Genomic DNA, 21050 nt, shown 5'->3' with positions numbered 1-21050 from the left:
TAGGGGATTACTTCAGCAGGATGGCGCGGACGCTTTTGCCTTTGATCTTGCCTTCTTTCAGCTTGATCAGCGCTTTCTTCGCCTGTGCCGCATCGATCGCCACATAAGCGTGGGTTTGCGTCAGATCGATCTTACCAATTTGATCGCCGCTGAATCCGGCTTCACCGGTAAGCGCGCCGAGGATATCACCAGGGCGGATTTTGGCTTTGCGACCACCATCAATGCACAGCGTCATTTTAGTGGCAGGCAGAGCTTGCGCCGCTTTTCCTTTCAGAGTAGCGGAGGAAACCCAGTTGAGTTTCTGGCTCAGATACTCTTCCAGCGCATTAGCGCGCACCATTTCATCGGGCGCGACGAAGCTGACCGCCAGTCCTTTTTCGCCTGCACGACCGGTGCGGCCGATGCGGTGGATGTGCACTTCAGGATCCCATGCCAGCTGGAAGTTCACCACCAACGCCAGCGATTTGATATCCAGTCCGCGTGCAGCCACGTCGGTGGCAATCAGCACGCGGATGCTGCCGTTGGCGAAACGGATCAGCACACGTTCACGATCGCGCTGCTCCAAATCGCCATGCAGTGCCAGTGCACTGATCTGACGATCGTTCAATGCCGCTGCGACGTCATCACACTCACGTTTGGTATTACAGAACACCACGCAAGAAGCGGGCTGCTGCTGGCTGAGCAGGGCACTGAGCAGATTGCCACGCTCACTGACGCTGGCTTCGATAAATTGCTGTTCAATAGCAGGCAGTTCCGCTTTGTCTTCCGTGGCCACGGCCAATGCATCGCGCTGGAAACGCTGGCTGAGGCTGGCGATGGTATCCGGCCAGGTGGCAGAGAACAGCAGCGTCTGGCGTGCATCCGGCGTGAAACCAATGATCGCTTCCATATCGTCGCGGAAGCCCATCTCCAGCATGCGATCGGCTTCATCTAACACCAGCGTTTGCAGTGCGGTGAGATCGAGGTTGTCGCGCTTCAGGTGATCAAGGATGCGGCCCGGCGTGCCGACCACAATATGCGGTGCGTGCACCAGCGAATCGCGCTGCGCACTCATCGGTTGACCGCCGCACAGCGTCAATATTTTGATGTTGCGGGTAAAACGTGCCAGCTGACGCAGCACATTACTCACCTGATCGGCCAGTTCACGCGTTGGACACAGAATCAACGCCTGAGTTTGGGTGCGGGTGTTGTCAATGCGCTGCAGCAAGCCAATACCAAAGGCGGCCGTTTTACCGCTGCCGGTTTTCGCCTGCGCACGCACATCGCGCCCTTCAAGAATGGCGGGCAATGAAGCCGCCTGAATAGGTGTCATGGCGTCGAAGCCCATCTCGCGCAGGTTGTCGAGTTGGCTGGCAGGGAGTTGCGTCAGGGTAGAAAAAGCGGTCACGGGAATGTCTCAAATAGCGGTCAGGATTGCGGCGGTCAGTCTCGCAGAAAGGGCTGCTATCGGCAATGCAAATCGCGCAATTGATAACATATTGAAATCAATTAGCGTGATGATCGTTTGATTAAATTTTCGCCTTTAATAGGTGTAAAATTCTAATCATTTTATTCTTTGTGACCGGTTGCTTCAAAAGATGTGAAACGTCTTTCCTGAATGAAAAGGTGCAATTAGCGTTGATAAAGGGACTATGTAGCGTCTTTTTGACCTGTTTTTGTCTATGTTACGCTTATGTGTCACTTAAGATGGGTAAAATTCCGATTAAAATACCCTGCCGTTTTGCTTTATATTTGGCGCGCCATTTGGCAAACAATAATATCTTCAGAGGTCCACTTTGAGTCTTTACGTCCAGGGACAAAACGAAGACATTCTGAAAATCGTCGGCCGCGCCGTGTTAACCCTGCATCTGCACGGAGAGACCTTATCTTCGGATAAAGTCAGCTCCATGATTGCCTGTTACGCGGAAGAAGAGCCAGCTAGCGACGATGAAAACCAGCGTTTGTATGCGCTGGCGATTCAGATGTTATCGTAAATCCAGCAACTCGTATGGGGCGCTTGCCGCCCCTGCATTTACCGTTCATCAAGCCTCCGTAAGGAGGCTTTTTTGATCTCAGACGCTGAACACCGGCATACCGCTGTGGAAGGTGGCTCGTACCAGCGAGATGCGGGCGACAGCCTCAGCGGAGCAGCTCGCCTCAACCAGCATCATGCTGGCGTCATCCTGGACTTTTGGCCACTGGCGCTCGCCCTGGTTCGATAGCGGCAAGATGCCGCCGGTGGCAATGTGCAGTGCCCGGCTCAAACCAAACTCATCCGAACCGCGATAGAGTTGTGCATACAGGTTGGCTTTCTCCAGCATGCTGCCGGTGCCAAACGGTGACCAGTGATCGATCACGCTGTCGGTGCCGGTCATTACCGTGATGCCCGCGGCCTGCAATTGCGGTAACGGCATGGTGAGTTTGCCGATGGGGATGGTGGACGCCACGCTCATCTGTTGTTCAGCCATGCCTGCAATCATCTTATCGAGCGTTTTGCCTTCCAGCGTGGCCAGCGCAAAGCCATGGCTCAGCGTCACTCTGCCTTTGAGCGGCGGGTTCTTCGCGATGGTGTCCACCATATACTGAATGGCCGCCACGCCAGAAGGTGCGGTTTCGTGCAGATGGATATCGACGCCACGATCAAAATCGAGCGCAATCTGGAACATGGCATCCAGCGAGGCCTGCATCGCGCCATCCACATTGGTGGGATCCAATCCGCCAACGTACTGCACGCCCATCTGCATCGCTTCGCGCATCAGGCCATCCACTTTGGAATGCAGTAAACCGTGCTGTGGGAAGGCGACAATTTCACAGGGAAATTCGGGGTGGTTCGCCAGCGCCCGCTTCAGATGCTCCAGGCTTTTTAGGCCACTCACCGGATCAATGTTGCAGTGGCTGCGTGCTTCGGTGGTGCCTTTACTGTGCAGCAAACCGATCAAAGCTTCGGCACGCGCCTGCGAGGTTGGGAGCAACTGCGGGATTAATACCTGCTCACGGGCGATCATATCCATGATGGTTTTGCCCTGGCGCGGACGTGGGGCTTGCCAGGGGCCGCTGTAAAATGTTTTGTCCAGGTGGATGTGCATGTCGCGGGTGCGTGGCAACAGCAGCGAGCCTTCGGCATCCCACTGCGGAATGTCGGCGTTGCGCGCTTTACCAGCGGCTTCGATGGCGGCAAATTTGCCGTCTTTAACAGTGATATCGTAAAGCGCAGTACGCGTCGCGATGATGTCGTTGCCCTCACGCTCAAAGCCTTCCTCGAGGCGTACGTTGAGCAATTGGTAATGATCCACGCGCGGCGGCGGCGTAGAGATTGGCGCTGCGGCGGAAGAGTGCGAGGGAGCGGCGGCGCTCATGCCGGCAGCCAGTAGGCTTCCGGCTGCGGTGAGGCGGACGCCCTGGCTAATGAAATCGCGACGGCTAGGTGAAGTGAGGTGCATCAGAGGCTCCAGTCAACAAGGAAAACGTTAATCTGGCAAAACCCAGGGCGCGGCGCTGCGATATTTCCCACTGCTGAGCAGTGGAAAAATCACTGCCACTTTAACTGGCAAAATTCCACTAACGCCACGGCCAGCGCCTGTTGCAAATCATCCTGTGGAGAGCGGCAAAACAGCGCCAGCTCAAAGTGGCTGATCGGCGGTAAGCCTGCGGCTTCGTCCAGCACACGATGGCCGGGCAGGCGACAACTGGCAGGCAGCAGCGTTAAACCTAATCCGGCCGCGCTGGCACTGGCGAGTGCCACCAGACTGGCGCTGCTGTAGCTGATGCGCCAGCTGCGGCCCAGCGCATCCAGCGTCTGACACATCTCCTCGCGATACAGTCCCTGCTGGGGAAATACCACCAGCGGCACTGGCGTCTGCTCAAAGCAGGGGTGTTCGGCGCTGTCCAGCCACAGCAGGGGCTCCGGTCGCGCTGCCAATGGGCGTTCACCGCCGGGTTGCTTGATCAGCATGATATCCAGCTCTTCTCGCTGCCACGCACGATGCAAGTCGACATACATGCCGCTCATCACGTCGAGGCGCAGCTGCGGATGCTCGCGGCTGAACTGCGCCAGCAGTGCTGCGGTGGGGGCAGCAAAATCCTCCGGTACGCCGAGGCGCAGGACGCCATCGCGCCACTTGTCGCTCAGCACATCGTGCGCTTCACCGTTGAGCGCAATAATGCGGCGGGCATAGCCCAGTAATTTCTCTCCCTCTTCAGTTAACACCACCTGATGCGAGGTGCGCTCCAGCAACGATTTGCCAATCATCTCCTCCAGGCGGCGCACCTGCTGGCTGACGGTGGATTGCGATAGATGCACGCGGTCGGCGGCGCGCGTAAAGCTGGCGGTTTCGCATACCGCAACAAAACTGAGTAACTGCTGCGGCGTAAACATCGGCTGACGATTCATTTTTCCACTGATCGCTATGGTGTTATTTCATTTCCAAATAGTAACCATTGCTGCGACCCTGACAACCTTTCTACTGCAGGATTGTGTATGAACCGACATTCCAACGGATTGACGCTCGCCGCTTTGGTGCTGGCCGGGCTCAATATGCGTCCGTTACTGACTTCTGTTAGCCCATTGCTGGGCGAACTGCGCCAGGCCATGAGTCTCTCTTCCATTGCCGCTTCGTTGTTACCCGCCGTACCGATGGTGATGATGGGCGCGGTGGCGCTACTCAGTGCCTCCCTGATGCAACGTGTTCCGCTGCAACGTTTGTTGACCGCCGGGCTGGCCCTGCTGCTGCTGGCGCTGGCCGCACGCGGTGTGATTCACGACGGGCAATGGCTGGTTGTCAGCGCGCTTTTTGCCGGGCTGGGGGTTGGCGTGGTGCAGATGGCGATGCCAGGGTTGATCCGCCAGCGCTTTGCCCAGCGCAGCGCCCCCGTTACCGGGTTGTGGGCGGGCGCGTTGATGGGCGGCGGAGGATTGGGGGCAGCACTCTCGCCGTGGCTCAGTGCGCATTTCGGCTGGTCACTGGCGCTCACCGGTTGGGCACTGCCCGTATTGCTGGCGATTGTGCTGTGGTGGATCGTGCGTGTGCCGGTGGCGCAAAGCGCAGAGTCGGTATCTATGCCCTCGCTATGGCGAAAACCGCGCGCCTGGTCGCTGGCACTCAGTTTTGGCCTGGTCAATGGCGGTTATGCCACGTGCGTCGCCTGGCTTCCGGATGCTTATCACCACCTTGGCTGGTCAGCACAGGCGGGCGGCTCGTTACTGGGGGTGATGATCCTTTGCCAGGTGGCTGGCGCATTATTGATGCCCTTGCTGGCGCGCAAGGCGGATCGTCGTCCACAGCTGATCATCAGTCTGGTTTGCCAGCTGGTCGGTATGTGCGGTTTCCTGTTTGCTCCCCTGCTGGCGCCATGGTTGTGGGCGGCGATTGCCGGATTTGGTTTAGGGGCTGCGTTCCCGCTGGCGATGGTGCTGGCGCTCGATCACCTGCCACATCCGCAGGCGGGTGCACGCCTGGTGGCGTTTATGCAGGGCGCAGGTTTCATCATCGCCGGGTGTATGCCGTTTATCGCCGGTCAGTTGCAGGTGCTGACGCGCAGTTTTACCAGCGTGTGGATGATGCAGGGCGCCGTAACGGTGGGATTGATCGTGCTGAATCTTCGCTTTCATCCCCACAGTTATCGTCGGGCCTTTGGTCAGACAGAATGATGATTGGTCCTACCAAAGCGATTTAAATGTTGCCACATCGTCACATAACACAAAAAATAACCCCAGCCTCGTTGCTTTAGGTTAACAATGCATTAACTATCTGGAGCCAGAAAGCCCCACACTGCAATTTGGTCCTACCAATTTCAGTGAGCAGAAGGGCAAGACCTGCGGCGCAAACCTGCATTGCCGTTGCGCTGCACTCATCTGGTAACCTCTGGAGATAACGGCATGCCGGTGTGGCAACAAAACTACGATCCTCTCAACAATCTGTGGCTCTCCAGCCTGGTGGCGGTGATCCCGATTGTGTTCTTCTTCTTCGCCCTGCTGAAGCTCAAGCTGAAAGGCTATCAGGCGGGCACCGCCACGGTGGTGATTGCACTGCTGGTGGCGCTGTTCCTGTATGGCATGCCGTTGGGCCAGGCGCTGGCTTCCGTGGTCTATGGCTTCCTGTACGGCCTGTGGCCAATCGCCTGGATCATCGTCGCGGCAGTATTTGTGTATAAAATCTCGGTGAAAACCGGGCAATTCGACATCATCCGTGCTTCGATCCTCTCCATCACACCCGATCAGCGCTTGCAGATGCTGATCGTCGGATTCTCCTTCGGCGCGTTTCTCGAAGGGGCGGCGGGTTTTGGCGCACCGGTGGCAATCACCGCAGCCCTGCTGGTGGGATTGGGCTTTAATCCGCTGTACGCGGCTGGCTTATGCTTGATCGTCAACACCGCGCCAGTAGCCTTTGGTGCGATGGGGATTCCGATTATTGTCGCCGGGCAAGTCACCGGACTCGACAGCTTCCAGATTGGCCAGATGGCCGGGCGTCAATTGCCGTTCCTGACCCTCATTGTGCTGTTCTGGATCATGGCGATTATGGATGGCTGGCGCGGTATCAAGGAAACATGGCCAGCAGTGATCGTCGCGGGTGGATCGTTTGCCATTGCGCAGTTCCTCAGCTCCAACTTCCTTGGCCCGGAATTGCCGGACATCATCTCGTCACTGGCCTCTCTTGTCTGCCTCACGCTGTTCCTGCGCCGCTGGAAGCCAGTACGTATTTTCCGTTTCGATGAGAAAACCGCCGTTGACCCGACGCAAACCTCTCAGCGCTATACGCTGGGCCAGATTGTGCGCGCGTGGATGCCATTCCTGTTCCTCACGGCTACCGTCACTCTGTGGAGCATTCCGCCGTTCAAGGCGCTGTTTGCTAAAGGTGGCGTGATGTATGACTGGGTGTTTAGCGTTCCGGTACCGCTGCTGCATGAGCTGGTGGCACGTATGCCGCCGGTGGTGAGTGCGGCAACGCCTTATGCGGCCATCTTCAAGTTTGATGTGCTGTCAGCCACCGGTACAGCGATTATCGTGGCGGCGGTGCTGTCCGTGATCTGGCTGCGTATGAAGCCCGCTGCGGCGATCCAGACCTTCGGTGAGACGCTGAAAGAACTGGCACTGCCCATCTACTCCATCGGTATGGTGCTGGCCTTCGCCTTTATCTCCAACTACTCCGGATTGTCTGCCACACTGGCCTTAGCGCTGGCGCACACCGGCAATGCCTTTACTTTCTTCTCGCCGTTCCTTGGCTGGCTTGGCGTGTTTCTGACAGGATCTGATACCTCTTCAAATGCGTTGTTCGCGGCGTTGCAGGCCACCACCGCGCAGCAGATTGGTGTGTCGGATGTGCTGCTGGTGGCCGCCAACACCACGGGTGGCGTGACGGGTAAGATGATTTCACCTCAGTCGATCGCCATCGCCTGCGCCGCCGTGGGGCTGGTGGGTAAAGAGTCGGATCTGTTCCGCTTTACCGTTAAACACAGTCTGATCTTCACCTGCATGGTGGGGGTGATCACAACGCTGCAAGCTTATGTCTTAACCTGGATGATTCCATGACAGAAAACACGCCGCGATTAGCGGAAACGCTACGGGCGCGATTGCTCGCCTGGATTGAGGAACACCAGCTGGAGCCGGGTATGCGCTTACCGGCCGAGCGCCAGCTGGCCGCTGAGTTCGGTGTGTCACGCTCATCATTGCGTGAGGCGATTCAGCAGCTGATCAGTAGCGGCGTGTTAATCAGTAAACGCGGCGGCGGTACCTGGCTGTGTGAGCCGCAGGAGCCCTGGTCGGAACAGCGTATTGTTGAGCCGATTCGCCAACTGCTGGCGGACGATCCCGATTATCGCTGGGATATTCTGGAAGCGCGCCACGCCATCGAAGCCAGCACCGCCTGGCACGCCGCCTTGCGTGCCACTGAAGCGGATAAAGAGAAGCTGCGCCTCGCTTTTGATGCTCTGCTCAAGATGCACGACTGTGACGATCCCGATATCGCGGCGCAGGCCGACCTGCGCTTCCATCTCGCCATCGCTGAGGCCTCGCACAATGTAGTGCTGCTGCAAACCATGCGTGGTTTCTTCGATTTGCTGCAGTCTTCGGTACTGCATAGCCGCCAGCGCATGTACACCCAGCCGGTGATTTTTAATCGCCTGAATGAACAGCACCAGGCGATGTTCGATGCGGTGATGGCCGGTGATGCCGAGGCGGCACGCCAGGCAGCGATGGATCACCTCGGCTTTGTGCATACCACCTTGAAATCACTCCATGAAGATGAAGCCCGGCAGGCGCGCATTACCCGCTTGCCAGGCGAATCCCTGGATAATCGTAAGGAAAAAAACTGATGATCATCTCTGCAGCCAGTGACTATCGCGCCGCGGCGCAACGCATCCTGCCCCCGTTCCTGTTCCACTATCTTGACGGCGGCGCGTATGCCGAACACACCCTGAAGCGCAATGTGTCCGATCTGTCGGACGTGGCGCTGCGTCAGCGGGTGCTGAAGAACATGTCCGATCTCAGTCTGGAAACCAAACTGTTCAACGAAACGCTGTCGATGCCGGTCGCGTTAGCGCCCGTGGGGTTGTGCGGCATGTACGCGCGACGCGGGGAAGTGCAGGCCGCGCGTGCAGCGGCACTGAAAGGTATTCCGTTCACGCTCTCCACGGTATCGCTGTGCCCGATTGAAGAGGTAGCGCCAGCCATTAATCGTCCGATGTGGTTCCAGCTGTATGTGCTGCGCGATCGTGGTTTTATGCGCAACGCACTGGAACGCGCGAAAGCGGCGGGCTGCTCGACGCTGGTCTTTACCGTGGATATGCCGACGCCGGGCGCGCGTTATCGTGATGCGCATTCGGGCATGAGCGGGCCAAATGCGGCGATGCGTCGCTACTGGCAGGCGGTGACGCATCCGCAGTGGGCGTGGGATGTCGGGGTGCATGGGCGTCCGCACGATCTCGGTAATATCTCCGCTTATCTTGGCAAGCCTACCGGACTGGAAGATTATATTGGCTGGCTGGCGAACAACTTTGACCCGTCGATCTCATGGAAAGATCTGGAGTGGATTCGTGAGTTTTGGGATGGGCCAATGGTGATCAAAGGCATTCTGGATCCCGAAGATGCGCGTGATGCGGTGCGCTTCGGCGCGGACGGCATTGTGGTCTCGAACCACGGTGGACGCCAGCTGGATGGCGTGCTGTCATCGGCGCGCGCACTGCCCGCCATTGCAGACGCCGTGAAAGGCGATATTGCCATTCTGGCCGACAGCGGTATCCGCAACGGGTTGGATGTGGTGCGCATGATCGCCCTCGGTGCAGACACTGTCCTGCTGGGTCGCGCCTTTATCTATGCGCTGGCGACGCATGGTCAGCGTGGCGTTGAGAATTTGCTGAATTTGATCGAAAAAGAGATGAAAGTGGCGATGACGCTGACCGGGGCCAAAACCATTGCCGAGATCACCCAGGACTCGCTGGTGCAGGCGAATGCGCTGCTGAGCGAAGCGGGTTTACATCCGGCTCGACCACGTGCCGTGAGCTGAGTTGCGGAAAGCAAAATGAGAGGGGTTGTCTATACTGACTGCTGTCTGACTAACAGGAGGAATGACATGACCATTCATAAGAAAGGATCGGCCCATTGGGAAGGCGACATCAAAGGCAAGGGTACCGTGAGCACCGAAAGTGGCGTGCTGAGCAACCAGCCTTATGGCTTCAATACCCGCTTTGAGGGTGAGAAGGGCACCAATCCGGAAGAGCTGATCGGTGCTGCACATGCGGCGTGCTTCTCCATGGCGTTGTCGCTGATGCTGGGTCAGGCTGGGCATCCGCCTAAAAGCATCGACACCACCGCGGATGTGTCCCTGGACAAGAAAGGTGAAGGTTTTGCCATTACCAAAATTGCACTCACCAGCACCATCGCGCTGCCAGGCATCGACAGTGCCAAATTTGATGAGATTATTCAGAAAGCCAAAGCGGGCTGCCCGGTATCTCAGGTGCTTAATGCCGAGATTAGCCTGGACTACACGCTGAATAATTAATCGCCCTTACGGGTTACCAGCGGTAGAATAGCGATGCGCCTTAGGGCGCATCGTTGCTTTCTGCCGTCTGGAGGATGCGTGGGGAAAAAACTGGCTGCAACTAAACACTGGAAAATGATTGTGGTGCTGCTGTGCATCTGCGGCGCGCTGATGCTGATTCGCTGGGCGGCGATGATATGGGGCTGAAAGACTGGATCTGCCGCCATAAGCTCGGCGTGCTAGTGATGGTGATTTTGGTGCTGGAAGGGGTGCACTATCTGCTGACCGCCTCCTGGTTGCCATGGCAACTCGGTTGATTCAGGCGTACTCGCTGTCTGGATGGCGAACGTTACGCACACTGCTGCGCGCAATGCGATAGGCCTTGCGTGGGTCGCCCGCCACAAACTCAAAGGTCGGCGAGTAGTAGAATGGCAACCAGCCTTCAAAGCTGCTCTCCCACTCCCAGCGCACCGGGCAGGGCCAGAGAATGCCATCATACAAAATGTAATAAACCCAGCGTCCGTTTGGACGACGGGGGCGAGTCTTCTTCATGGGATTCACAACGGTAATAGTGTAAAGCAGCTTATATTTTGGACGCTATGCGCCGATCTTGCAATGCCGTCTGGCTTATTTTTGTACAGCTCAAATAAAACTGGCACCGAATTAACGGTGCACTTCCCCGCACAGCAGGACCACATTCGGTCGAACTTTATGGATGCGGTCGGCCATTTGCTCACAGGCCACTTTGGTCGGGTAGATACGTTCTGACACCGGTAAGGCGTCACAGGCATCATGTCCACACGCGCTCACTAACAACACAAAACCAATCAGCATGATTGGACTCCTTAAACACGTTCCTGATGATACGGAAGCAGTGGCTGTTCGTTCCTTTTTTAATCCAGTATAGCCAAACGGCACGAGAGTCAATGATCACCCTGAGCGGCCTGGTGGTGCGAACGGTGAGATTATAACCAGCCGGACGCACAACAGCATGACAATCTGAGCTAAACTGTGCGGCCCTGACAAAAATGATGAGTGAGTGACCAATGTTGAACGAAATTGCCCATCCGGCCAGCAGCCCAAAACAAGCCGCGCTGCAACTGGTGATTGAACTGGTGCGTGCAGGCAAACTCAGCCCAATGCAAGGCGATGCTTCAAACATGATTTCTATTTACGAGCAGTTCAAAGCCCATTTTGAGGCGGACAAACACAAAGACTCGGCCATTTCCTGATGCTTTTATTCTGAAAACAGCGCAATCTCTTGCGCTGTTTTTTTATGCATAGAACCAGGCGGGCAGAATCGCGATCAGGTTATTCAGCGTATGCAGGAAGATGGGCAGCGCGAGGCTATTGCTGCGCAGACGGGCGTAACACAGCAACAGTGAAAACAGCGTCAGGGCCACGATGGTCTCCCAGTGCACGTACTGCGTGTGCATCGCGGCGAACAGCAGCGAGGTGAGTAGCATGCAGGCGAAGCGACTTTTCGGCGCCCATAACAGAAACCCCTGTAACAGAAAACCGCGGAACAACACCTCTTCAAACACTGGCGCGAGCAGCACGGCGGTCAGCAGCAGGATCAACATCGAACTGCGACCCTGTTGGCTCTGGGCAATCAACCAGCCTTCCGGTTGCAGGAATTGCGTTTGCGCCACCATCAGCGCTACCAGTGCACCCACAAACAGCAGCGCCTGACCGGGACGGAGATATCCCAGCGGAATGTCAGTGCGGCGTTGGCAGTAAAAACGATACAGCGGGTAAATCACCGCGAATTCGAATAAGCAGAGCACCGGCACCAGTAAACCGTTATTACGCAGCGCCCCATAGTTGGGAAACAGCGTAATCAGCATGGTCACGACGTAATACACCACAAAGCTCGCGGCGTAGAACAGCGTCAGCGTCACCTTGTCGGATTGGGTGTCCATAGTCAGCTCAATGGGCAGAGGAAAACGCATAGTAGCAATGGCGATCATTGCTGTCGAGATGGCCCCACACAGAATCGCACTGCTCAAAAATTCCGCCGTGAGGACTAAATCTGCGGCGGCCTGCGCCGATAACCGAAAAAACCATTACAGGACAGAGGCGCCATGAACGCGCACCCTGTCTTCTTTTTTGCTGCCTCTGTTTTGCGAGCATATTGCATGAATTCTGAGTATCACCGGCACGCGACCTTGCCTGCCAGGGCTAATATGGAAGCACACACCGTTCGGGTGACGCGACGCAGTCTGCGCACTCTGACATCGCTGCTGTTTGGCGTGCTGCTGCTTTCAGTCGTGATGGTGCTGGTGATAGCCCACCGACAAAACAGCGACTCGATCCAGCAGGATGTCAACCTGATGCGCCAGGCCTGGCTACAGCAGCAGGAGAAGATGATCATCGATGTGCGTGATTATGCGAACTGGGGGGAAGGCTGGAAAAATTTGCACCTGACGGTGAATAAAGTCTGGGCGTGGGACGAAGAGAACTTTGGCCCCAGCCTGTACAAAGAGTATCACTACGATGGCGTGTTTGTGATCGATGGCGCCGGCAAAACGCGCTATGCGGTGGTGAATGGCAAATTGTCAGAGGCGTCGCTGGAGAGCTGGTTAGGTGGGCAAGCTGCACTATTGCTGGCCGCCGCACGTCACCAGCCCGAAGATGGCATCACACGTAACGTGATAATCAATCAGCAGCCGGCATTGGTGGTGGCCGCACCGATCACCCCAGGCAAGGTGCCCGATCTCCCCACCATCTCTGGCCCTTCTTCGGTGATGGTGTTCGTCAACATCATGACTCCGGAAAAACTGCAGGCGCTGGGCAAATCGCTCAATGTGATTGCGCCGCGTATTGCGAATGGCTTAAACGATGCGTTGTATGAACCGCGTCTGGTCGAACCGGTGATTCAGGGCGAATCGCTGGTATTGCGCTGGCAGGCCAAAAATCCCGGTTTTGGTGTGATATGGCTGATGATGCCGCTGTTGCTGTTTACGGCGTTAGCGGTTGCGCTGGTGACGCGCCGGGTGATTCGCCATGCGCTGCATAATGCAGTTATTTCCGATCGTCGCTTTGAAATGCTGGCCATCAGCCAGCGTGAACTGGCGAACAGTGAAGAGCGTTTTCGCGATCTTGCAGAAGCGGCCTCGGACTGGATTTGGGAAGTGGACGATCAGGGCCGCCTTTGCTATCTCTCCTCGCGGTTTGCCGCCGTGACAGGACACGAGGTCAAAAGCTGGATTGGGCGGCCGCTGGATCAACTCCTCAGTCATCCCAGCCATTCGCTGGTGGCCTGGCTGTTGCGTCAGGGCGATGAAATGCAGCATGTGCCGCTGCGCTGCCAGTTTATGGCCGCCAATGGTGAGCGCCGCATCGGCGAATTGATGGCGAAAACCATTCGTCGTAATGGACTGCGCACCGGCTTTCGCGGCACGGTGTCCGATATTACCCATGAGGTGGATGCAGAAGCGCGCATCCAGTTCCTGTCACGTCATGATTTGCTCACTGGCCTCGCCAACCGCATGCAGCTACAGGAATTCCTGACCACACATCTGGAAAATGCCACGCAAGAGGCACCGCTGTTTGTGATCAGCTTCGATCTCGATCAGTTCAAACCGATCAACGATTCTTGGGGCCACGCGGTGGGCGATGTGGTGCTGAATGAGATCTCTCAACGGCTGAAAAACCTGATCGGCCCAGATGAACTGGCGGCACGACTGGGCGGAGATGAGTTTATTCTACTGCTGCGCGAAAGCTCGCGCGCCGGTCTGGAGTATCGCTGCCGCGCACTGCAACGCGCCGTACATCAGCCGATTATCAGCGGATCGCATCAACTGAGTCTTACAGCCAGCATGGGCATCGTCAGCGCACCGCAGGACGCCAGCCAACCGGAAGCCTTGCTACGGCTTGCGGACATCGCTCTCGGCCAGGCACGCACGGCTGGACGCGATCGCTGGGTATGGTACTCCAACGATATGGCCAACCATATTCAATCGAAGCGCGATATGGTGCAGGCGATTGAAGAGGCGCTGCGCAACAACACATTTTCACTGCACTACCAGCCGCGCTATCAACTGCAAACGGGACAGCTGGCTGGCGCAGAGGCGCTGATTCGCTGGCAGGTGGGCGAGGATAAATGGATTACCCCTGACCGCTTTATTCCGCTGGCGGAAGAGAATGGGCTGATCGCTGCCATCAGTGACTGGGTGCTCATGCGCGCCTGCCATGATGCCAGCGATTGGGGCGACCAGCGCTATGTATCCGTGAACATTTCACCGGTGGAGTTCCGCAACAGCGATCTGGTGGATCGTGTGGCGCATGCGCTGGCGGTTAGCGGCTTACCGGCCACCCGACTGGAGCTGGAGATCACTGAAAACGTCACCTTCGAGCATCCCGATCGTGCGCTGGAAATCATGCAGGGGCTGCGTGCGCTTGGCGTGCGGCTAACGGTCGATGATTTTGGCACCGGCTATGCCGCATTGGGTTACCTGAAAACCTTCCCGTTCAATGGTTTGAAAATCGATCGATCGTGGATGAAAGAGTTCCCGGAATCCAGGCAGGCGCAATCAGTGGTGGCGGGGATTGTCGGATTGGCACGCGCCTTTGCGCTCACCATCACGGCAGAAGGGATTGAAACCGAAGCGCAACTCAACGAGCTAAAAGCGCTGTCGTGTGAAGAGGGGCAGGGCTATTTTCTTGGCAAACCGATGCCGCTTGCGGCATTTAATGCGCGTTTGCAGGATGAAAAAGAGGCCGCTCAATAGGCGGCCTCTCGTTGATGGCGGCCGTTTTGCCGCCAGCATTATCGTGGCTTAGCGCACCCGAACCGCAACCACGGTCATCAGGATGGCAAAGCCGATAAAAATAGCAAGTTCCATCATCGTCTCCTCAGATAATTCTTAGTTAATTATAGTGACTGAGTGCGTAATTTTTAGACAGCGCGTGCGATTAATCCTGGAAAATGAGAGGAAGATCGCGTGTTACAGCACAATTCTTCGACCAATCCGCTGGCATTGTTTTCACATCAACGGCTTGCTTTGTTACTCTCGGGAATGGTTCGTTTACTATCCAGGAGGAGAAACTTGTGACCCATTATGGAAAAGCGTTACTGGCCACGGCCTTTTTTGCCTTAACCGCCTGCCAGTCAGCCAGCAAACCGGACAGCACCGCTGCCGCCAGCCACGATCCCGAAACCGATCAGTGTGGCGCATCGCAATATCAGAATTATATCGGCCAGCCACTGAGCAGCCTTGATACCCAACGCTTTGCGGTGCCGGTGCGCGCCATTCCGTGGAACGGTGCCGTCACCATGGACTTCAACCTGCGCCGCCTGAACTTTACTGCTGATCAGAGTGGTAAAATTTCGCGGGTTTATTGCGGATAAATTCAAACGGACATCGCATTGTCATTGGGCTGTCATGGCGCCGGGCGAGGATAGCTGCGCATTACGGAGATTTCCTCGTCACTCTCGAATATGCAATGCTCGTCTTGTTTCTTCCCGCCTCGGCGGGAATTTTTTTATCTATTAATCCGTACTGGATTGATGAGGAGCGACGATGAGACACACCAAAAAAATTCTGCTAATCACCCTGCTATTAAGTCCACTGACGCACGCCTCGAGCGAAGCCGCCTGGCAGCAAAACAGCCAAACCCGGCAGCAAGCCTGTCTGAAAGCCAGCGGCCTGAAAGGGGTGAAGGTGGTGGGGAAACCGATTCAGTATGACGACAGCGTCGGCTACGACGCGGTACTGCTGGAAGGGCGTTATCCGCAGAAGCACATGAAAAATCAGATTGGGCGTGAGCTGTGCCTGTACCAGCGTACAAGCGGAAAAGCGGTGGTCAGCGAGGCCGATCACCTGCGCGCAGTGAAGTAACACGATATTGAGGCGCGCCCGCTTACGGCGCGTCTTGAAGTCCCTGAACGCTGCAGATGTCCTTTAAATCCACCGCACATAAGGCGATTTCTTCGGTGGTTTAATGACGGTACCTTACGGCTTTTGTTGCCTGTCTTCCAGCAACTGCGCCAGCAAATTACGATAGCTTTGGAGCTGCTGCTCATCCCCTTCAAACTCCAGTTTGGCAATCACCCGCGCAATGATCGCTTTGCTGGTAGCGGGCTGACCATCATCCATCAATTCGCGCATGATCGCTGCCAGCAGATCGCTCTCGTGCGGCGCATGCCAGGCAGGGCTGTTAAAGTAGTCGGTAATCGCCCGACTGGCGCTGTTAGGATGTATTCTCATGGCTGACCTCCGCAGAGACAACGATGCCCACCGCCGGTTATTGGCAGCATTGGGAAATATGGGTTAAGCATGGGAACTGTCCAGAACGGGCAGCGCCTCGCCAGCGATGGCCGGTGATTTTTTAAACATAGATGCGGCGTCGAATATTGTCAGTAATGGATAGACATATTTTTTCACGTTTGCGCTTCGTCGCGACGCGCTTATCTTGCTGAGTTGTTTGTTACAGCACATAAAGACACTATAAATCGTGTCCCTTACACTATTTGCTGTGAGCAGAATCACGCAAGGCAGCGGAAAACCGCGTTTTTAACCCGATGCCATGTTTTGCCGTCCAGCGATGTTATGAGGTTGTTAGACTGAACCCTCATTTCATTTTTTCTGATGTAGATGCCCATGCTACGCTCCATCGAGTCCTGGAAGGTCAATCTGATTTCGGTCTGGTTTGGCTGCTTTTTCACTGGATTGGCCATCAGCCAGATCATTCCCTTCCTGCCGCTCTACGTTGAGGAACTCGGTATCCATGGCGCCAATGCACTGAGCGTCTGGTCGGGTCTCACCTTCAGTATCACCTTCATCGTATCTGCTGCGGTGGCACCGCTGTGGGGCAGTCTGGCTGACCGCAAAGGGCGCAAGCTGATGCTGTTACGCGCATCCTTTGGCATGGGCGCGGTGATTCTGTTGCAGGCGTTTGTGACCGAAGCATGGCAACTGCTGCTGCTGCGTGCGCTAATGGGCCTGACATCCGGTTATATTCCTAATGCGATGGCGCTGGTGGCCGCTCAGGTTCCGCGTGAGCGCAGCGGCTGGGCATTGAGCTGTGTCTCCACCGGGCAAATTGGCGGTGTGATTCTGGGGCCGATGATTGGCGGGCTGCTGGCTGACTGGCTGGGACTGCGCATGGTGTTTATTGTCACGGCAGTGCTGTTGATGGTGAGCTTCCTTGTCACGTTGTTCCTGATCAAAGAGACCGGCTACACGCCAGTGAGCAAGCAGGACAAAATGAGCGGACGCGAGGTGTTCCGCAGCCTCGACAATCCTCGCCTGATGATGTGTCTGTTCGTCACCACCATGGTGATCCAGATGTGTAACGGCTCTGTGAACCCGATCCTGACGCTGTTCGTGCGTGAGCTGGCGCCCGATGCGCAGAATCTTGCCTTCCTCAGTGGTGTGATTGCCGCACTGCCGGGCGTTTCGGCGCTGATCTCCGCCCCTCGTTTGGGTAAGCTGGGCGATCGCATTGGCACGCAGCGCATTCTGATGGGCACCATGCTGTTTTCTCTGGTGTTGCTGATGGCGATGTCATTCGTTACCAGCGCCACTCAGTTAGGCGTGCTGCGTTTCCTGCTGGGCTTTGCCGATGGCGCGATGATGCCTGCAGTACAAACGCTGCTGGTACGCCACTCGCGCGATAATGTCACCGGACGCATCTTTGGCTACAACCAATCCTTTATGTATCTCGGCAACGTGGCCGGCCCGCTATTGGGTGCGGCGGTGTCTGCTGCGACCGGCTATCGCTGGGTCTTCTTCGCTACCGCCGTGGTGGTGCTGTTGAATGTCCTGCTTCTGCGCCGCTTCTATCGCCGCCCGAAAACCGAGCTGGTTCCACCGCTGAGCCAGCAAGGTGAGGCGGCGAAGAAGTCTACTGGCGCAGCGTCAGCGCGTAGTGCCACTGCTGCTGAGAAAGCAAAAACTCCGGGCTGACGCTGGGGCTCCATGAGTCGTCACCGCCCACGCCCATATGGAAGCCATCAAGGTGCAGCCAGCAGCCTTCTTCTTCCCGCAACAGATGGCGATGCGAGGTATCACGCAGCTGTTCGAGGCTGTAGCGGCTGAGCGAGAACGCAAAATCGCCGCTCGCCTGCCAGCTGCCGGTATCAAGCTGGCGCGTACCGCAGCGCAATCCGTTTTCACCGGGAAACACATAGGCGGTACTCAGCGAAGTCAGCGGCTGCTGCCAGTGTGAAAACTGCGCCGCCAGCTGACGATCCGGATAGTTTTCATGCGGGCCCAGGCCGAGCCAGCTCACACTCTGCGGCGCGCTCCTCAACTGACAACGCAACCCGATGCGCGCGGGAGCAGGCAAGCCCGGCGCCTGTTGCACCTCGACACTGACGCTCAACTCACCGTTGCCACCGATCTGATAACGCTTGTGGCTGGTAAAGATCACCTGCCCATTGGCCTCCCACTGATGCCAGGTTTCAATCAGCACGCTGTGTTTCAGACTATCGACCTGCATATCCAGCAGCACCGCTTCCAGCTGGTTATAGCCCGCGTGTTTCCAGCGCTCCACCCAGGCATTGGGATCGACATTGGCGGCTTCACTGGTGCCGATATCGTTATCAATCGGCGCGCGTGCAAAGCACTCTTGCAATGACGTCAGCATCGTCTCTTCATCGTGAACAAACCATTGCACCAACTCCCCACTGCGGCGCGAGAAGTGCCAACGCTGTTGCGGCAGTTGCACGGCAACCAAATCGTGATTGGCAATCAGCTCTGGCGCGGTGGGCGTGGCATCAATCACACGAGGCATTAACGCGGCGGGCAGCGGCCACTGATCCCAGGCCACGCGGGCATCGGCTTCCGACCATGCGGTGGCAGCGATCTGATGCACCGCGAGATTCAGCCACGCATTCCCCTGTAAATGTTCAGCGGCTGGAATATCAATCGTCTGGCTGCCCTGCGCGGTGAGATGCAGCGGCAGTTCGCCCTGCGCGACGGAAACGCCATCCTGTTCAATCGACCAGCGCAGCACTTCATTATCGCTGCTGCGGAACAGGTACTCGCTGGAGATCGTGAAACGCCAGGCGTTACTGGCATCGCGTTGGAACTGGAAAAATTGCTGTGCACGCTGCGCTTCAAACAAAGCCGGATGCGGCGTTCGATCGGCAAACACCAGACCGTTCATACAGAACTGGCGGTCGTTAGGCGTGTCGCCAAAATCGCCGCCGTAAGCCTGCCATGGCTGGCCTTGTTCGTCATAACGCATCAGGCTTTGATCGACCCAATCCCAGACAAAACCGCCCTGCAGGCGCGGGAACTGACGGAAGGCCTGCCAGTATTTGGCGAAGCCACCGAAGCTATTGCCCATCGCGTGCGCATACTCGCACAGGATCAGCGGACGCGTTTCACCCGGCAGGCCAATCCATTTTTTCAATGACCACTTCGGTACGGCAGGGAAGGGCTGATCCTGATCGACGCGCGCATACATTGGGCAGACAATATCGGTGGCGGCAGTATTGGCGCCACCGCCTTCATATTGCACCGGACGGGTCGGATCGCTGCTTTTCACCCATTGATAGAGCGCATCATGGGTACTGCCATGGCCGGACTCATTGCCGAGTGACCAGATGATGATACAAGCGTGGTTACGATCGCGCTGCACCATGCGCGTGATGCGCTCGCTATAGGCGGCGAACCAGCGTGGATCGGCCGATAAACGGTTCATTGGCTGCATGCCGTGGGTTTCAATATTGGCCTCATCGACGACATACAGGCCATATTCATCGCACAGGCGATACCACAGCGGATGGTTGGGATAATGCGCACAGCGAACGGCGTTGAAGTTGTGGCGCTTCATTAATTCAATATCGCGCCGCATGCTGGCTTCATCCACCACCTGGCCATTTTCCGGATGATGTTCATGACGGTTCACGCCGCGAATCAGCAGAGCCTTGCCGTTGACGCACAGTTGACCGTTTTCAATGCTGACACGCCGGAAGCCGACATCGTAGGCTTCGGCTTCAATCACCTGCCCGTACTCATCCAATAGCGTCACCACGGCACGATAGAGATGGGGCGTTTCCGCACTCCACAGCAGGGGATTTTTTATCGGCAGCACCAGCAGCGCGCGCTCTGGGTAATGCCCACGTTCGTCAATCACCGCACTGCCCGGCGCTTGTTCTTCACTGCCGATGCAGGTTTCATCCTGCCACAGGCTCACACGCAGACGGCACTGATTAAGCGGTCGTTCACCGGCGTTAATTTTGACACTCACGCGCAGATCGCCACGGATATATTCCGGGCTCAGCGCCGTTTCGATTTGCACGTCGGCCAGTTGGGTTGATGGCTTATGGAGCAGGCTGACGTCGCGGAAAATCCCGCTCATGCGCCACATATCCTGATCTTCTAAATAGCTGCCATCGCTCCAGCGCAACACCATCACTGCCAGTCGGTTCTGGCCACGCTGTAATGCCTGACTGAGATCAAACTCGGCTGGCAGGCGGCTGTCCTGTGAATAGCCGATCCACTGGCCGTTACACCACAGGAAAAAGGCCGAGTTAACACCGTCAAACACAATGCGCGTTTGTCCTTGCGTCAGCCAACTCTCATCGACATTGAATGTGAGCGAATAACATCCGGTGGGGTTTTCCTTGGGAACAAACGGCGGGTTCACAGGAATCGGATATTGCACGTTAGTGTAGATTGGCGCGTCAAAGCCATGCAGCTGCCAGTTTGCAGGCACGGGCAGGGAATGCGCGCCAGGCAAATCCTGCAGCAACCAACTTTGTGGCACCGCTTCAGGCTGTGAGAAATAGCTGAAACTCCACTGTCCATTCAGTAACTGGCGTGATGGGGAAGGGGCATCGTCGCGCGCACTGACTTCATCGCGCCAGCTGGAAAACGGCGGATGGGCATCCAGACGGTTCAGGCTAGTGATCACCGGATTTTCCCAGTCGCGACGCGCCAGGATATCACTGAGAGAAAGGGTGGGCAGGGTCATGGTAAGATCTCATTGATTGTAATGCGCTCACATTGCGTCATTTCGTGCGGCGTGTAAAGTGATCGACCGCCCGCAATGGTTGAAATTTTCTACAATATGATGATGCCTCTGTGGTTTTTTTGCGGGCGTAGTGCCAGTAATTTGTTAAGCGTGGTGAGCAGAGATGAA

Annotated in this window: 20 protein-coding genes; 12 read left to right on the top strand and 8 right to left on the bottom strand. The window is 56.6% G+C overall.

The window, feature by feature from the left end; genetic code table 11:
- Positions 1-7: 7 nt before the first annotated feature.
- A complete protein-coding gene (gene dbpA / locus CRO33_RS06730; protein WP_097117539.1) occupies positions 8-1387 on the bottom strand; it encodes an ATP-dependent RNA helicase DbpA in 1380 nt (459 codons plus the stop codon).
- Positions 1388-1775: 388 nt separating this feature from the next.
- Between dbpA and CRO33_RS06725 the strand changes: the two genes are divergently transcribed.
- Positions 1776-1973, top strand: a complete 198-nt coding sequence (locus tag CRO33_RS06725; RefSeq protein WP_034825302.1) for a hypothetical protein — start codon at positions 1776-1778, stop codon at positions 1971-1973.
- Positions 1974-2051: 78 nt separating this feature from the next.
- Here the strand turns inward: CRO33_RS06725 and CRO33_RS06720 are convergent, their stop codons facing one another.
- Together CRO33_RS06720 and CRO33_RS06715 are read right to left on the bottom strand one after the other, a co-directional pair.
- On the bottom strand, positions 2052-3419 hold the full coding sequence (locus CRO33_RS06720) for an amidohydrolase family protein (protein WP_097117538.1): 1368 nt from the start codon (positions 3417-3419) through the stop codon (positions 2052-2054).
- Between the two features lie 89 nt (positions 3420-3508).
- Complete coding sequence (locus CRO33_RS06715; RefSeq protein ID WP_097117537.1) at positions 3509-4369, bottom strand: LysR substrate-binding domain-containing protein; 861 nt, start codon at positions 4367-4369, stop codon at positions 3509-3511.
- 87 nt (positions 4370-4456) lie between these two features.
- Here CRO33_RS06715 and CRO33_RS06710 point away from each other — a divergent pair, with 87 nt between their 5' ends.
- The 6 genes from CRO33_RS06710 to yniD all read left to right on the top strand — a co-directional run bounded on the left by CRO33_RS06710 (position 4457) and on the right by yniD (position 10157).
- A complete protein-coding gene (locus tag CRO33_RS06710) occupies positions 4457-5626 on the top strand; it encodes a cyanate transporter (RefSeq protein ID WP_097117536.1) in 1170 nt (389 codons plus the stop codon).
- Between the two features lie 228 nt (positions 5627-5854).
- Positions 5855-7504 (top strand): L-lactate permease, encoded by a 1650-nt coding sequence (gene lldP, locus CRO33_RS06705; protein ID WP_097117535.1) that lies wholly within the window; start codon positions 5855-5857, stop codon positions 7502-7504.
- Positions 7501-8286: a transcriptional regulator LldR gene (gene lldR / locus CRO33_RS06700; protein WP_034830467.1), complete on the top strand. Its 786-nt coding sequence runs from the start codon at positions 7501-7503 to the stop codon at positions 8284-8286. The genes lldP and lldR overlap by 4 nt, the downstream gene beginning before the upstream one ends.
- On the top strand, positions 8286-9476 hold the full coding sequence (gene lldD / locus CRO33_RS06695) for an FMN-dependent L-lactate dehydrogenase LldD (protein ID WP_097117534.1): 1191 nt from the start codon (positions 8286-8288) through the stop codon (positions 9474-9476). The genes lldR and lldD overlap by 1 nt, the downstream gene beginning before the upstream one ends.
- A gap of 66 nt (positions 9477-9542) precedes the next feature.
- On the top strand, positions 9543-9971 hold the full coding sequence (locus tag CRO33_RS06690) for an OsmC family protein (protein ID WP_034830472.1): 429 nt from the start codon (positions 9543-9545) through the stop codon (positions 9969-9971).
- A 78-nt stretch (positions 9972-10049) separates the two neighbouring features.
- Positions 10050-10157, top strand: coding sequence for a small membrane protein YniD (gene yniD / locus CRO33_RS24935; protein WP_097117533.1), 108 nt, complete (start codon positions 10050-10052; stop codon positions 10155-10157).
- A 111-nt stretch (positions 10158-10268) separates the two neighbouring features.
- Here yniD and CRO33_RS06680 read toward each other — a convergent pair whose 3' ends face one another.
- Both CRO33_RS06680 and CRO33_RS24560 read right to left on the bottom strand, forming a co-directional pair.
- Positions 10269-10502 (bottom strand): hypothetical protein, encoded by a 234-nt coding sequence (locus CRO33_RS06680; protein WP_034830475.1) that lies wholly within the window; start codon positions 10500-10502, stop codon positions 10269-10271.
- 111 nt (positions 10503-10613) lie between these two features.
- Entirely contained in the window at positions 10614-10784 is a 171-nt protein-coding gene (locus CRO33_RS24560; protein ID WP_007887091.1) for a hypothetical protein, read from the bottom strand.
- A 212-nt stretch (positions 10785-10996) separates the two neighbouring features.
- On the opposite strand from CRO33_RS24560, the gene CRO33_RS06670 reads away from it, so the two are divergent.
- Positions 10997-11182: a hypothetical protein gene (locus CRO33_RS06670; protein ID WP_034830477.1), complete on the top strand. Its 186-nt coding sequence runs from the start codon at positions 10997-10999 to the stop codon at positions 11180-11182.
- A 42-nt stretch (positions 11183-11224) separates the two neighbouring features.
- Here the strand turns inward: CRO33_RS06670 and CRO33_RS06665 are convergent, their stop codons facing one another.
- Positions 11225-11872 carry a CPBP family intramembrane glutamic endopeptidase gene (locus tag CRO33_RS06665; RefSeq protein ID WP_034830547.1) on the bottom strand — a complete coding sequence of 216 codons (648 nt, stop codon included), beginning with the start codon at positions 11870-11872 and terminating at the stop codon, positions 11225-11227.
- Between the two features lie 216 nt (positions 11873-12088).
- Here CRO33_RS06665 and CRO33_RS06660 point away from each other — a divergent pair, with 216 nt between their 5' ends.
- From CRO33_RS06660 to CRO33_RS06650, 3 genes are all read left to right on the top strand, one after another.
- Positions 12089-14683, top strand: a complete 2595-nt coding sequence (locus CRO33_RS06660; protein WP_097117532.1) for a bifunctional diguanylate cyclase/phosphodiesterase — start codon at positions 12089-12091, stop codon at positions 14681-14683.
- 320 nt (positions 14684-15003) lie between these two features.
- A complete protein-coding gene (locus tag CRO33_RS06655; protein WP_097117531.1) occupies positions 15004-15303 on the top strand; it encodes an I78 family peptidase inhibitor in 300 nt (99 codons plus the stop codon).
- A 172-nt stretch (positions 15304-15475) separates the two neighbouring features.
- Positions 15476-15793 (top strand): hypothetical protein, encoded by a 318-nt coding sequence (locus tag CRO33_RS06650; protein ID WP_097117530.1) that lies wholly within the window; start codon positions 15476-15478, stop codon positions 15791-15793.
- A gap of 114 nt (positions 15794-15907) precedes the next feature.
- Here the strand turns inward: CRO33_RS06650 and CRO33_RS06645 are convergent, their stop codons facing one another.
- On the bottom strand, positions 15908-16162 hold the full coding sequence (locus CRO33_RS06645) for a biofilm development regulator YmgB/AriR family protein (protein ID WP_097117529.1): 255 nt from the start codon (positions 16160-16162) through the stop codon (positions 15908-15910).
- Between the two features lie 393 nt (positions 16163-16555).
- Between CRO33_RS06645 and CRO33_RS06640 the strand changes: the two genes are divergently transcribed.
- The gene (locus CRO33_RS06640) at positions 16556-17863 is read left to right on the top strand and encodes a multidrug efflux MFS transporter (protein ID WP_097117528.1); all 1308 of its coding nucleotides are present in this window, start codon (positions 16556-16558) and stop codon (positions 17861-17863) included.
- Here the strand turns inward: CRO33_RS06640 and CRO33_RS06635 are convergent.
- Positions 17802-20882: a beta-galactosidase gene (locus tag CRO33_RS06635; RefSeq protein WP_097117527.1), complete on the bottom strand. Its 3081-nt coding sequence runs from the start codon at positions 20880-20882 to the stop codon at positions 17802-17804. The genes CRO33_RS06640 and CRO33_RS06635 overlap by 62 nt on opposite strands.
- Between the last annotated feature and the right edge of the window lie 168 nt (positions 20883-21050).

This window comes from Pantoea sp. GL120224-02, assembly GCF_900215395.1.
GTDB classification, from domain to species: Bacteria; Pseudomonadota; Gammaproteobacteria; order Enterobacterales; family Enterobacteriaceae; genus Pantoea; species Pantoea communis.
Note: the sequence above shows the minus strand (reverse complement) of the source record. Positions and strands in the feature narration are given on the sequence as shown.